This window comes from Streptomyces sp. SCPE 10, assembly GCF_051980735.1.
In the GTDB taxonomy this organism is placed as follows: domain Bacteria; phylum Actinomycetota; class Actinomycetes; order Streptomycetales; family Streptomycetaceae; genus Streptomyces; species Streptomyces misionensis.
On sequence record NZ_CP197069.1, the window covers coordinates 7,018,721 to 7,032,104 of the forward strand.

The window sequence follows — 13,384 nt, forward strand, 5'->3', positions numbered from 1 at the left end:
GGCGGCCCGCGTCTCAGTCGCCCAGCAGCCGTCGCAGCCAGCCGATCCTCGCCGCCCGCGCCGCCCGGGACAGGGCCGCCTGCGGGGCCAGGGTGTCGAAGCCGTGGAACCCGCCCGGCCAGACGTGGAGTTCGGCCGCGCCGCCGGCCTGCCACAGGCGGGACGCGTAGTCGACCGTCTCGTCCCGGAAAGTCTCCGCCGAGCCGGTGTCGAGATAGGCCGGGGGCAGTCCGGACAGATCCGTGGCGCGGGCCGGGGCCGCGTACGGGGAGACGTCCGGCCCACCCCGGCGGGCACCGAGCAGCGCCGTCCAGGCGGTCTCGTTGGCGGTGCGGTCCCAGAGGCCGACGCCGGTCATCTGGTGGCTGGAGACGGTGTCGTTGCGGTCGTCCAGCATCGGGCTCAGCAACAGCTGGCCCAGCGGACGCGGCCCCCGCCGGTCCCGGGCGAGCAGGGTGACGGCGGCCGTCAGCCCGCCGCCCGCGCTGGCGCCCGCCACCACGATCCGCTCCGGGTCGCCGCCGATCTCCCGCGCGTGCCCGGCCGTCCACCGCAGGCCCGCGTACACGTCCTCGACCGGCGCCGGATGCGGGTGCTCGGGCGCGAGCCGGTACTCGACCGACACCACCACCGCGCCCAACTCCCGCGCCCAGTCCAGCGGTACGTCCATCCCGGCGCGGCCGGTGCCGGCCATCATGCCGCCGCCGTGCACGTGGTAGAGGACCGGCAGCGCAGCCGTGGCCGACACCGGGCGGCAGACCACCAGGGAGATCCCGGGGGCGTCCGGCGGCCCCGGCACCGCGCACTCCGTCACCTCGAAGGCGCCGCCCAGGGTGAGGTCCGTCAGCTCCGCGCCGACACCCGCGCCACGCCGGGCCGCGTCGAGGTCCGCCAGGCTGAACCCGGGCACCGCCGCGTCCCCCAGCGACTCCAGACACGCGGCGAGTTCCGGGTCGAACGGGGGCGGGACCAGGGGCACGGCTTCCTCCTCGGACGGTTCGCGGCACGGCGGTACGGCCATCGTCCGCATACCCCCCGGAGGCGCCGGGAGTCGGTCGCGGCGCCTGGTGTGACCCGGGTGCCGTAGCGTCCCCGAACGCCCGAAGGGGCCGGAACCAGCGGGTTCCGGCCCCTTCGGGCGCGTGCGGTGCCGAGGCTCAGGCGGCGGTGATCTCCGCGGCGACGCCGTGCAGGCGCGTCACGACCTCGGTCAGCTGGCCGGCGACCTCGGTGTCGTCGGCCGGGTGGGTCTCGGCGAAGCGGGTCATGGAGCCGGGGATGGACAGCTTGATGTCCTCGATCACCTTGCCGCCGGCGATGCCCACGGACTTGCGGGTGTCGTCCTGCGCCCACACGCCGCCGTACTGGCCGAAGGCGGTGCCGATGACGGCGACGGGCTTGCCGCCGAAGGCGCCGGCGCCGAACGGACGGGACAGCCAGTCGATGGCGTTCTTGAGCACGGCCGGCATGGTGCCGTTGTACTCGGGCGAGAACAGCAGGAAGGCGTCGGCGGCCTGGGCGGCCTCACGCAGCTTCGCGGCGGCGGCCGGGACGCTGCCCTCGACGTCGATGTCCTCGTTGTAGAAGGGCACGTCGGCCAGGCCCTCGAAGATCACGACCTCGGCACCTTCAGGGGCGAGCTTGGCGGCCGCCTCGGCCAGCTGACGGTTGTGCGAACCGGCGCGGAGGCTGCCGACGAGCGCGAGGATACGAACAGACATGGGAAATCTCCAGGGGCTGAAACATCGCCGTTACGATCCGGACCAAGGTCCGTTTAACTTTCTACCACCTTAACCGGACCCTGGTCCAGTTCTGCTCCGGTGCTTTACGCTGTGTTCATGTCCCGCCTGCCGCACCCCCTTCCGACGCCGCAGGAGCCGACCTTGCTGGAGCTCGGTACGGCTCCCGAAGAGACCGGCCTGCGCGCCGACGCGGCCCGCAACCGCGCCCGGCTCCTGGAGGCCGCCGCCCGGCTGATCGCCGAGCACGGCGTGGCCGGGGTCACCATGGAGGCCGTCGCGGCGGCGGCCAAGGTGGGCAAGGGCACCGTCTTCAGACGCTTCGGGGACCGCACGGGACTGCTGATGGCCCTGCTGGACCACTCCGGCCGGCGGCTCCAGGCCGACTTCCTGGGCGGACCACCGCCGCTGGGGCCCGGCGCACCGCCCCTGGAGCGGCTGCGCGCGTTCGGCATCGCGGTGCTCTACCGCTCGGCCGAACAGCTGGAACTCCAACTGGCCGCCCAGCCCGAGGCCTGCCGCCGCTTCTCCCACCCCGCGGTCCAGGCGCTGCGCACCCACGTCACCATGCTGCTGCGGCAGATCGTGCCGGACGCCGACTGCGAACTGCTGGCCCAGACCCTGCTCGCCTCGCTCGACCCCGCGCTGATCCATCATCTGACCCGGCAGCTCGGGATGCCCATGGAGCGGCTGGAGGCGGCCTGGGTCGACCTGGTCGCCCGGGTGACCCGCACGGACCCGCCCACCTGACCTCCCCGGAGCCAACGGCCGTACACCATACGGCAATTGGTCCAATCGCGAACCACGATCCCCCGCCCGCCGCGGTGCCGGACCGCTCTGCCAGGATGCGGTCTGTCATGGTGCAGAAACCGAACACGCCCACGAGTGCCGATGTGGCCCGCCTGGCCGGCGTCTCGCGCGCGACCGTGTCCTACGTCCTGAACAACACCCGCTCCGTACGGATCAGCGAGCCCACGCGCCGCCGCGTCCACGAGGCCGCGCGGGAGCTGGGGTACGTGCCGCACGCCGCCGCCCGCAGCCTGCGCGCCGGACACAGCCGTACGGTCCTCATGCCCGCCCCGGCGATCCCGGCGGGCCCCCTCTACAGCGCGTTCCTGAGCGAGGTGCAAGGGGCGCTGGGGCGGCTCGACTACACCGTCGTCCAGTACGGCTCCATCGGCCTGGAGGGCGACGAAGCCGCCCGTGCCTGGGCCGAGTTGCGGCCCGTGGCGGTGCTGGTGCCCGGCTCCGGGTGCGGGCCGCGGGGCGTCGCGATCCTCAAGCGCTCGGGCACCCGCGCGGTGGTCACCCTCGGCCCCGAACGCGTCGACGGCGCGCACGCCCTGCTGATGGACCACGAGGCCGTGGGCCGGTGCGCGGCCGCCCATCTGTACGAGCGGGGCAGGCGCCGGATCGGCGTCGTCGTCCCCGCCGAACCCGGCCTCGAGCCCTGCTCGCGGCCCCGGGTCGCGGGCGCCCGCCAGGCCCTGCGCGGCACCGGCGCGACCGTCACCGAGGTGCCGCTCGCCTACACCGAGCAATCCGCCGCCCGGCTCGCCGCCCACTGGCCCGGCCTGGACGCCGTCTTCGCCTACAACGACGAGTACGCCATGCTGCTGATGCGCGCCCTCCAGGACGAGGGCCTGCGCATCCCCGAGGACGTGGCCGTGATCGGCGCCGACGACCTGATGCTCGGCAGGCTGCTGCGGCCCCGGCTCAGCACCGTCCGCATCGAACTGCCCTCGGGCCGCTACCTCGCCGCGCTGGTCGACCGCGTGGTGCGCGAGACGGGCGGCGAGCCGGAGGTGCACAGGGTGCTGGACGTCTCGGTCGTACCCCGCGACTCCACCTGAGCCCGGCCCGCCGCCCGCGAGCGGTCCGAGGGACTACTGGCCCTGGTTCTCCTGCGCGGCGATGCTCTTGCGGACCTCGTCCATGTCCAGCTCGCGCGCCTGGCCGATGACGTCCGTGAGGGCCGCCTCGGGCAGCGCGCCCGGCTGCGCGAACACGGCCACCCGGTCGCGCACGATCATCAGCGTCGGAATGGACTGGATGCCGAACGCCTGGGCCAGCTCCGGCTGGGCCTCGGTGTCCACCTTGCCGAACACCAGGTCCGGGTTCTCCTCGGCGGCCTTCTCGTACACCGGCGCGAACTGCCGGCACGGCCCGCACCAGGACGCCCAGAAGTCGATGAGAACGAAATCGTTCTCGGTGACCGTGTCGTCGAAGTTCTCCTTGGTCAGTTCCACGGTGCTGCTCATGGCCTGGTTCCCTCTTCCTGGTGTGGGGTGTGCCGACGGCGGAAACACGGCCGCCGGGCAGCCTATTCCGCACCCTGTCCGCGCGCACCCGGATGCCCTGCGCACCGGACGCCCGCGTCCCGCGCTCGTACCCATGTGGCCGACGCGCACACCACCCAGCAGACTGATCCCATGACGGAAACGGAAACCATCGCGTACGACGTCGTGGTGCTCGGGGCCGGGCCCGTGGGGGAGAACGTCGCCGACCGCACCCGCGCGGCCGGTCTCACCACCGCGGTCGTGGAGAGCGAACTGGTCGGCGGCGAGTGCTCGTACTGGGCCTGTATGCCCAGCAAGGCGCTGCTCAGGCCGGTCATCGCCCAGTCCGACGCCCGCAGGCTGCCCGGTCTCGCCCAAGCGGTCCAAGGCCCCCTCGACGCCCCCGCCGTGCTCGCCCGGCGCGACGACTTCACCTCCCACTGGCAGGACGACGGCCAGGTCGGCTGGATCGAGGGCATCGGCGCAGACCTCTACCGGGGCCACGGCCGCCTCGCCGGGCCCCGCACGGTGACCGTCACCGTGTCGGACGGCACGGTCACCACCCTCACCGCCCGGCACGCGGTCGCGGTCTGCACCGGCACCCGCGCCCAGCTGCCCGATCTGCCCGGCCTCGCCGACGTACGGCCGTGGACCAGCCGCGAGGCCACCAGCGCGGAGTCGGTGCCGGGCCGGCTGATCGTCGTCGGCGGCGGTGTCGTCGCCACCGAGATGGCCACCGCCTGGCAGGCGCTCGGCTCCCGGGTCACCCTGCTGGTGCGCGGCAAGGGGCTGCTCAACCGGATGGAGCCGTTCGCCGGGGAGCTGGTCGCCGAGTCGCTCACCGGGGCGGGCGTCGACGTGCGCGTCGGCGCGTCCGTGGAGTCCGTCACCCGGGAGAACGGCACCGTGGTGGCCCGCACCCGTTCGGGTGAGCGGTTCGAGGCCGACGAGATCCTCTTCGCCACCGGCCGCGTCCCGCAGACCGACGACATCGGGCTCGACACCGTCGGCCTGGAACCCGGCTCATGGCTCGACGTGGACGACACCCTGCGCGTCACCGGCACCGACTGGCTCTACGCCGTCGGCGACGTCAACCACCGCGCGCTCCTCACCCACCAGGGCAAGTACCAGGCCCGGGTCGCCGGTGCGGCCATCGGCGCCCGCGCGGCCGGCACCCCGCTGCTCGACGGCCCCTGGGGCGCGCACGCGGCGACCGCCGACCACGAGGCGGTACCCCAGGTCGTCTTCACCGACCCCGAGGCCGCCGCCGTCGGCCTCTCGCTCGCCGAGGCGGAGCAGGCCGGCCACCGGGTCCGCGCCGTGGACGTGGAGTTCTCCTCCGTCGCCGGCGCCGCCCTGTACGGCGACGGCTACAAGGGCCGCGCCCGCATGGTCGTCGACCTGGAGGACGAGATCCTGCGCGGCGTCACCTTCGTCGGCCCGGGCGTCGGCGAACTCATCCACTCCGCCACCGTCGCCGTCGCCGGACACGTCCCGGTCAGCCGGCTGTGGCACGTGGTGCCGTCGTACCCGACCCTCAGCGAGGTGTGGCTGCGGCTGCTGGAGGCGTACCGGGACAACTGAGCCGCGAACGCGGAGGCATCCGGTCCGGCCGGCCCACCCGCCGGCCGGACCGGATGCCGTTCAGGGCCTGCGGCCGCGGAAGGTGCGGCGCAGGTCGTCCACCCAGGCGTCGGGGTTCTCCCACGGGATGAAGTGGCCGCCGTGGTCGTGGGCGTTGACGTTGACGTGGTTGAACCAGGCGGCCTGCGGGCCGGTCTCGAACGCCCGGACGCGCTCCTTGGCGGTGTGGACGCCGGGCGGGTTCTCGTAACGGACGAAGGTGAGGCCGACCGGGGCCTGCACGACCGGGGTGCGGTCGTGGGCGGGCGACCAGGGGTGGCGGTTGGCGTTGGCGTAGTAACGCATCGACGTGGCGATCGAGTTGTTCACCCAGTAGATCGTGGCGTGGGTGAGCATGTCGTCCCTGCTGAACACGGACTCGACGTCGCCGCCGTTGTCGCTCCAGGCGTTCCAGCGCTCCAGCAGCCAGGCGAGCAGCCCGGCGGGCGAGTCGCTCAGCGCGTGGGCCAGGGTGGCGCCGTCGAGCATGTGCACGGCGAGGTGGGAGGCCGAGCGGCGGTCCATCTCGACGAGGCGGGCGCGCACGTCGGCGGGCTGGTCCTCGGTGAGCGGCCGGTTCCGGGCGAAGTCCCAGGCGCGGGGGCCGTTGAAGAAGTCGAGCGGCAGCCCGGAGCCGATGTGGATGCCGTACAACTCGTCGGCGTACTTGTGGCCGAGCTGGCTCGTGACGATGCCGCCGATGTCACAGCCCCCGGCGGCGTACTTCTCGTACCCCAGTGTCTCGGTCATCAGGGTGTGCCAGAGGTCGGACACCTTCCAGAAGTTGACGTCCGGGAAGCCGGTGAGTGGACCGGGGAAGCCGAAGCCGGGCAGGGACGGCACGATGACGTCGAAGGCGTCCTCGGGATCGCCGCCGAACGCGGCCGGGTCGGCGAGCGGGCCGATCACCTTCGACCAGTGCCAGAACGTCCAGGGCCAGCCGTGGGTGAGGATCAGCGGGATCGGCCGGGGGCCGCGCCCGGGTTCGCGCAGGAAGTGCACCGGGACACCGGCGACGCTCACCTGGTAGTGCTCGTGGAGGTTGATGGCGGCCTCGGCCGCGCGCCAGTCGTAGCCGTCCCGCCAGTAGGCGACCAGTTCGCCGAGATAGCCGGCGGGGACGCCGTAGGACCAGTCCTCGTTGCCCTCGTCCACCGGCGGACGGGTGGACGCGAGCCGGGCGCGCAGGTCGTCGAGGACCTCGTCGGGCACATGGAGCGGGGCGGGTTCCAGCGGGAAGGCCTGCGGGGCGGCCATGGCGTGGTTCCTTCCGGACGGGGGCGAGCGGTGTCCCGAGCCTGCCGGGCGGTCGGCCGGTGAGCCGGGCCGGCGCTCTTCGGTGCGGGCTTTGACGATATGCCAACGCCCCCTGGCGCCAAGGCTTTTGAGCCTGCCGATCCGGTCGCGCATCCGGGCCGGACGCCGGGGTTCGGGCGACGTGGCCGATTCGTTACCGGCTCCGGTCGATTTCAGGGTTGCGCGGGGGTGGCCGAGACGGCGGCCGGGGCCCTATGTTCTGGCCGACAACATTCAGCCCCGGTGGACGTCGATACCCACCGAAGCCGGTCACGCGTGCGCTTCCGTGTCCCACACTCCTTCGTGCACCAACCGTGGGCGGGTGCACACCCGGCCACGCCCCAGAAAGGACCCTGCCCATGCGCAAGGGGCTCCTCCTCACCACAGCCTCCGTGGCGCTGCTGACGACGCTCACCGCCTGCGGGAACTCCTCGTCGGGCGACGACTCGTCGGGCTCCGGCGGCAAGAAGCCGAAGATCGGTGTGATCCTCCCGGACAGCAAGTCCTCCGCCCGCTGGGAGACGGCCGACCGCCCCTACCTCGCCAAGGCGTTCAAGGCGGCGGGCGTCGACTACGACATCCAGAACGCCCAGGGCGACAAGCAGGCGTTCCAGACCATCGCGGACCAGATGATCAGCAGCGGCGTGAACGTCCTGGTGATCGTCAACCTCGACAGCGGCACCGGCAAGGCCGTCCTGGACAAGGCCAAGGCCCAGGGCGTGGCCACCATCGACTACGACCGGCTGACGCTCGGCGGCTCCGCCCAGTACTACGTGAGCTTCGACAACACGGTGGTCGGCAAGCTCCAGGGCGAGGGCCTGAGCAAGTGCCTGTCGGACATGAAGGCGAAGAAGCCGGTCGTCGCCGAACTGAACGGCTCGCCCACCGACAACAACGCCACGCTCTTCGCCCAGGGTTACAACAGCGTCCTCGACCCCAAGTACAGCTCCGGCGAGTACGTCAAGGGCCCCAACCAGTCCGTGCCCGACTGGGACAACGCCCAGGCCGGGACCATCTTCGAGCAGATGCTCACCAGCGAGCCCAGGATCGGCGGCGTGCTGGCCGCCAACGACGGCCTCGGCAACGCGGCCATCGCGGTGCTGCGCAAGAACCACCGCAACGGCCAGGTGCCGGTGACCGGGCAGGACGCCACCGTGCAGGGCCTGCAGAACATCCTGACCGGCGACCAGTGCATGACCGTCTACAAGGCGGTCAAGAAGGAGGCCGACGCGACCGCCCGGCTCGCCGTCGCCCTGGCCAAGGGCAAGAAGGGGCAGACCAACGGGAGCGTCAAGGACCCCGAGGGCGGGCGTGCGGTGCCCTCCGTGCTGCTCACCCCGGTCGCCGTCTACAAGGACAACGTCAAGGACGTCGTGAACGACGGATACGTGACCAAGGCCCAGCTGTGCACCGGCCGGTACGCCGCCCTGTGCGCCAAGGCCGGCATCCAGTAACCCCCGCCTGCCGGGCCCACCGGCCGGCCGCGGGTTCCAAGGTGCCCTGACCGCCTTGGGAACCCGCGGCCCCACGACTTCAGGAGCCGTCCTCCATGACAGCGACCCCCATCCTTCAACTGCGCGGCGTCAACAAGAGTTTCGGCCCGGTGCAGGTGCTGCACGACGTGTCCTTCAGCGCCTGCCCCGGCGAAGTGACCGCCCTCGTGGGCGACAACGGCGCCGGCAAGTCCACCCTGGTCAAATGCATCGGGGGGATCCACTCCATCGACGCCGGCGAGTACTGGTTCGACGGCGAGCGGGTGCAGATGCACAGCCCCCGGGACGCCGCCGCGCTCGGCGTGGAGATCGTGTACCAGGACCTCGCCCTGTGCGACAACCTGGACATCGTCCAGAACATGTTCCTCGGCCGGGAGAAGCGCAGGGGTCTGCTCCTCGACGACGCGACCATGGAGGAACTGGCCGCCAAGACCCTCGCCGGACTCTCGGTCAAGACCGTCAAGTCCCTGCGGCAGCGGGTCTCCAGCCTCTCCGGCGGCCAGCGCCAGACCGTCGCCATCGCCAAGGCCGTGCTGTGGAACAGCAAGCTCGTCATCCTCGACGAGCCGACCGCCGCACTGGGCGTCGCCCAGACCGCCCAAGTCCTGGAACTGGTGCGGCGGCTGGCCGACAACGGCCTGGCCGTGGTGCTGATCTCGCACAACATGAACGACGTCTTCGCGGTGTCCGACCAGATCGCCGCCCTCTACCTGGGCCGGACGGCCGCCCAGGTCAGGACCTCCGACGTGACACACGCCCAGCTCGTCGAACTGATCACCTCGGGCCGCAGCGGAAACCTGGGCCTCACCGACACCAATGGAGCAGCCGCATGACCGCCGCCGTCGCCCCCGAGAAGCCGGAACGGCCCGAGAACCCCGGCGCGTCCGGCGCGCGGCCCGACGCCGCCGACGCCGGTCTGCGCGCGCTGGTCACCGGCTACCGCGACCGGCTGCGCGGCGGCGAACTCGGGGCCATGCCCGCGGTCCTCGGCCTGGTGGCGCTCTGCGTCTTCTTCGGGATCCTCAGCCCGGTCTTCTTCTCCGACCTCAACTTCGCCAACCTGCTCACCCAGGGGGCGGGCAGCATCGCGATCGCCATGGGGCTGGTCTTCGTCCTCCTCCTCGGGGAGATCGACCTGTCCGCCGGATACGCCAGCGGTGTCTGCGCCGCGGTGCTGGCCATCCTCCTCACCGACCACGGATGGCCGTGGTACGGCGCCGTCGCCGCCGCCATGCTGACCGGCGTCGTCATCGGCCTGCTCCTGGGCACACTGGTGGCGAAGGTGGGCATCCCGTCGTTCGTGGTCACGCTGGCCGCGTTCCTGGGCTTCCAGGGCATCGTGCTGATCCTGCTGAAGGAGGGCACGAACATCTCCATCGAGGACAAGACCCTGCTCGCCATCGCCAACGACAACCTCTCGCCGACGGCCGGATGGCTGCTGCTGGTGTGCGGTGTCGCGGTGTACGCGGCGATCCTGCTGCGCCGTGACCACAACCGACGCCGCCGGGGACTGGCGACCACCCCGCCGGTGCTGGTCGCCGTCCGCCTCGGCCTGCCGACGCTGCTCGGCGCCCTGGCCGTGTACGTGCTCAACCAGGAGCGCAGCCGCAACGCGGTGGTGGTCTCGCTGAAGGGCGTGCCCATCGTGGTGCCGCTCATCGGCGTCCTGCTCGTGCTGGGCACGTTCGTCCTCCAGCGCACGCCGTTCGGACTGCACATCTACTCCGTCGGCGGCAACGCCGAGGCGGCCCGGCGGGCCGGCATCAACGTGGCGTTCATCCGCATCGCCGCCTTCGTCATCTGCTCCGCCATGGCGGCGGTCGGCGGCATCATCGCGGCCTCCCGGGGCAACTCCGTGGACCCCAACACCGGCGGCAGCAACGTGCTGCTGCTCGCCGTCGGGGCCGCCGTCATCGGCGGCACCAGTCTCTTCGGCGGGCGGGGCCGGGTCGTCGACGCAGTGCTGGGCGGGATGCTGGTGGCCGTCATCCAGAACGGCATGGGTCTCATGGGGTACAGCTCGGGGGTCAAGTACGCTGTCACGGGTTCGGTGCTGCTGGTGGCCGCGGGTGTGGACGCGCTGTCCCGACACCGAGCCGTACAGCGATGAACGCCCCACGCTCCCGTGACAACGAGGTCCCCGTGCCATGAAGGTCGGCCATTCCCAGGAGGAGATCCGACGGCACAACCTCAGCACCCTGCTGCACCACGTCCACATCGGCGGGCCCGTCTCCCGGGCCGCCCTCGCCGACCGCATGGGGCTCAACCGCAGCACCATCCTGGGGCTGGTCACCGATCTGACCACGGCCGGGCTCGTCCTGGAGGAACTCCCGCGCGACACCGGCCGGGCGGGCCGGCCCTCGCTGGTCGTACGGCCGGAGTCGGCCCGGGTGTACGTGCTCGCGTACGACGTCGGGGTGGATCGTCTCGCGGCCGCCCGCATCGGGCTCGGCGGTGTCTTCCTCGACCGGCGCGAACGCTCCTGGCCGATGGACGAGCCGAACGATCCGGCGAAGGTCGCCGACGCGCTCGCCGGGTTCGCCCGGCAGATGCTGGCGATCGCGGAGCCCGGCAGCCGCTGCGTCGGCGTCGGGGTGGCGGTGCGGGGCATCGTCCGGCACCCCGACGGGCTGGTGCGGCGCGCCCCCAACATGGGCTGGACCGATCAGGACTTCCGCGCCGAACTCGCCGGCCGGCTCGACCTCGGCGTCCCCGTCGAGGTGGACAACGAGGCGAACCTCGGCGCCCTCGCCGAACACCTGCGGGGCGCCGGGGTCGGCAGTGACAACGTCGTCTATCTGCACGGGGACATCGGTATCGGCGGCGGTCTGGTCACCGGCGGCCGGCTGCTGCGCGGCACGGACGGGTACGGCGGCGAGGTCGGCCACATGATCGTCAACCCGCGCGACGGCAGCCCCTGCGGCTGCGGCGCCCGCGGCTGCCTCGAAGCCGAGGCCGGTGAACGGGCCCTGCTCGCCGCCGCCGGCCGCGATCCGCAGGAGACCGGCCAGGAGGTGGTGCGGGCGGTCGTCTCCGCCGCCGACCGGGGAGACGTGGTCGCGCGGGCCGCGCTGCACCAGGTCGGCGACTGGCTCGGCGTCGGTGTCGCCAACCTGGTCAACCTCTTCAACCCCAGCGTCGTCATCTTCGGCGGCATGCTCCGCGACCTGTTCCTCGGCGCGGCCGCGCAGATCCGCAGCCGTATCAACGTCAGCACCCTCGCCGCCTCCCGCGAGAAACTCTGTCTGCGCGTCAGCCGGCTCGGCGAGGACACCGTTCTGGTGGGCGCCGCCGAACTGGGATTCTCCGCGTTGCTGGCCGACCCCCTCGCCGTCCTGGCCGACGCTCCCGGGAAACGACTGGCCCCACCGCTGCTCGGCTGACGCCGGTTCCCGGCATGGCCGACCCGCTGCGGACCGGCGTGGTGGGCGCCGGCGACATCAGCGGCGCATACCCGGAGAAGCCGGCCGCGCTGCCGAACGTGTGCCCCGTACAGGTGGCGAGGCGCGACCCCGAAGGCGCGCGGGCCGCCGTCGCGCGGTTCCCGGGGACGCGGGCGACGAGCCCGCCGGAACGGTACGTGCACGGTCCGGGCGCGCGCGGTCAGCGCAGCAGCAGTGCCGGGTCGGCGTGGACGTGCTCGACGACCTGGCCCGCCGCGCCGAGTACCGCCGCGTTCTTGCCGAGTGAGGAGACCGCGACGGTCGGCACCTGCCCGTAGAGTCCGCCGGCGCGCAGCGCCGCCTCCACGGAAGGGGTGGTCCACGCGGCGAGCGCGGAGAAGATGCCGCCGAGCACGATCGAGTCCGGGTCGAGGACCTTGACCACGGCGGTCAGCGCCCGTCCCAGCGCGTCGCCGGCCCGCCGCACCGCCTCGGTCGCGTCCCGGTCGCCGGCGTCGAGCAGCGTGGTCAGCGCCGACAGCGGCTCCAACGCGCCCACGGCGGCGGCCGAGTCCCCGAGTCCGGCGGCCCGCAGGATCGCGTCCCGCCCGGCGACGCGCTCCAGGCAGCCGCGCGCACCGCAGGCACACGGCTCACCGGCCGGATCCACCTGGAGGTGGCCCAGTTCCCCCGCGTAGCCGTGCGCACCCTGGAACACCCGGCCGCCGAGCACCACGCCCGCGCCGATGCCGATCTCCCCGGACACGTGCACGAAGTCGCCCAGGACGGCCGGCCCCGCGCCGAACCACAGCTCACCGAGCGCCGCCAGGTTCGCCTCGTTCTCCGCCCCGGTCGGCAGCTTCAGCCCGGACAGGCCCAGGTCGGTGAAGTCCGCCGCCGGCACGTCGCGCCAGGCGAAGTTGGGGGCGCGGAGCATTCCGGCGCGGTCCACCAGGCCGGGCAGCGCGACGTTCGCCCCGATCACCGGCAGGCCCTGCTCGGTCGCGGAGTCCACCGCCTGCTGGGCCAGCCGGGCCAGCGCGGCGGCGATCTCGCCGGGCTTGCGGTTGCGGTTGTCCGCCGCCACCAGGAGCCGGTAGCGCACCCGCCGGCCCAGATCGAGCACGGCCGCGGCCAGGTAGTCGACGTTCACTTCGAGCCCGAGGCCCGCCGCGCCCGCGCCGTTGACCGACACACCTATGCCCGGGCGGCCCCGGTCCCCTTCGTGCAGCATGTCCCCGTCGTGCACGAGCCCGGCCTCCGCGAGCACCGCGATGAGGTTCGAGACGGTCGTCTTGGTGAAGCCGGTGAGCACGGCGAGCCGGGCCCGGGTGACCGGCTGGTGTTCGGCGATCACCCCGAGCAGCACGGCCAGGTTCCGCTCCCGCATCGAGGCATGGCGGATGGGCTCGCGGGTTTCGGATGGCATGGGGCAAGGCTAGTCGGTGGGCGCCCGCCGACCGCGCCGGCCTGCTGCGAAGCCGCTCGCGCCACGGCGGCGCGGCTCCCGGCGGCCGGGCTCGGCACTCGCCCTCCCGCAGCAGCCGTTCGCGCAGTCCTTGCGGCGGATT

General features: G+C 72.8%; 12 protein-coding genes. 7 read left to right on the plus strand and 5 right to left on the minus strand.

Going from position 1 to position 13,384, the window contains the following annotated elements; translation table 11 throughout:
• Nucleotides 1-13 precede the first annotated feature (13 nt).
• Nucleotides 14-979 (minus strand): alpha/beta hydrolase, encoded by a 966-nt coding sequence (locus ACSP97_RS32125; protein WP_358678763.1) that lies wholly within the window; start codon nt 977-979, stop codon nt 14-16.
• A 178-nt stretch (nt 980-1,157) separates the two neighbouring features.
• Nucleotides 1,158-1,721, minus strand: coding sequence for an NAD(P)H-dependent oxidoreductase (locus ACSP97_RS32130; RefSeq protein ID WP_355150664.1), 564 nt, complete (start codon nt 1,719-1,721; stop codon nt 1,158-1,160).
• 99 nt (nt 1,722-1,820) lie between these two features.
• On the opposite strand from ACSP97_RS32130, the gene ACSP97_RS32135 reads away from it, so the two are divergent.
• Nucleotides 1,821-2,489, plus strand: a complete 669-nt coding sequence (locus tag ACSP97_RS32135; RefSeq protein ID WP_355150662.1) for a TetR family transcriptional regulator — start codon at nt 1,821-1,823, stop codon at nt 2,487-2,489.
• 107 nt (nt 2,490-2,596) lie between these two features.
• Nucleotides 2,597-3,592: a LacI family DNA-binding transcriptional regulator gene (locus ACSP97_RS32140; protein ID WP_358269853.1), complete on the plus strand. Its 996-nt coding sequence runs from the start codon at nt 2,597-2,599 to the stop codon at nt 3,590-3,592.
• Nucleotides 3,593-3,625: 33 nt separating this feature from the next.
• Here the strand turns inward: ACSP97_RS32140 and trxA are convergent, their stop codons facing one another.
• Nucleotides 3,626-4,000, minus strand: coding sequence for a thioredoxin (trxA, locus tag ACSP97_RS32145; RefSeq protein WP_355150658.1), 375 nt, complete (start codon nt 3,998-4,000; stop codon nt 3,626-3,628).
• Nucleotides 4,001-4,171: 171 nt separating this feature from the next.
• Between trxA and ACSP97_RS32150 the strand changes: the two genes are divergently transcribed.
• Nucleotides 4,172-5,602, plus strand: coding sequence for a dihydrolipoyl dehydrogenase family protein (locus ACSP97_RS32150; protein ID WP_355526656.1), 1,431 nt, complete (start codon nt 4,172-4,174; stop codon nt 5,600-5,602).
• A gap of 60 nt (nt 5,603-5,662) precedes the next feature.
• Here the strand turns inward: ACSP97_RS32150 and ACSP97_RS32155 are convergent, their stop codons facing one another.
• Nucleotides 5,663-6,898, minus strand: coding sequence for an epoxide hydrolase family protein (locus tag ACSP97_RS32155; protein ID WP_440555508.1), 1,236 nt, complete (start codon nt 6,896-6,898; stop codon nt 5,663-5,665).
• Between the two features lie 398 nt (nt 6,899-7,296).
• Here ACSP97_RS32155 and ACSP97_RS32160 point away from each other — a divergent pair, with 398 nt between their 5' ends.
• The 4 genes from ACSP97_RS32160 to ACSP97_RS32175 all read left to right on the plus strand — a co-directional run bounded on the left by ACSP97_RS32160 (nt 7,297) and on the right by ACSP97_RS32175 (nt 11,813).
• Nucleotides 7,297-8,391 carry a sugar ABC transporter substrate-binding protein gene (locus ACSP97_RS32160; RefSeq protein WP_440555510.1) on the plus strand — a complete coding sequence of 365 codons (1,095 nt, stop codon included), beginning with the start codon at nt 7,297-7,299 and terminating at the stop codon, nt 8,389-8,391.
• Nucleotides 8,392-8,486: 95 nt separating this feature from the next.
• A complete protein-coding gene (locus ACSP97_RS32165) occupies nt 8,487-9,263 on the plus strand; it encodes an ATP-binding cassette domain-containing protein (RefSeq protein WP_440555512.1) in 777 nt (258 codons plus the stop codon).
• The gene (locus ACSP97_RS32170) at nt 9,260-10,540 is read left to right on the plus strand and encodes a sugar ABC transporter permease (RefSeq protein WP_440555514.1); all 1,281 of its coding nucleotides are present in this window, start codon (nt 9,260-9,262) and stop codon (nt 10,538-10,540) included. The genes ACSP97_RS32165 and ACSP97_RS32170 overlap by 4 nt, the downstream gene beginning before the upstream one ends.
• A 37-nt stretch (nt 10,541-10,577) precedes the next feature.
• The gene (locus ACSP97_RS32175; protein ID WP_440555516.1) at nt 10,578-11,813 is read left to right on the plus strand and encodes an ROK family protein; all 1,236 of its coding nucleotides are present in this window, start codon (nt 10,578-10,580) and stop codon (nt 11,811-11,813) included.
• 220 nt (nt 11,814-12,033) lie between these two features.
• On the opposite strand, the gene ACSP97_RS32180 is transcribed toward ACSP97_RS32175, so the two are convergent.
• Nucleotides 12,034-13,242, minus strand: a complete 1,209-nt coding sequence (locus ACSP97_RS32180; protein WP_440555518.1) for an ROK family transcriptional regulator — start codon at nt 13,240-13,242, stop codon at nt 12,034-12,036.
• Nucleotides 13,243-13,384: the final 142 nt, after the last annotated feature.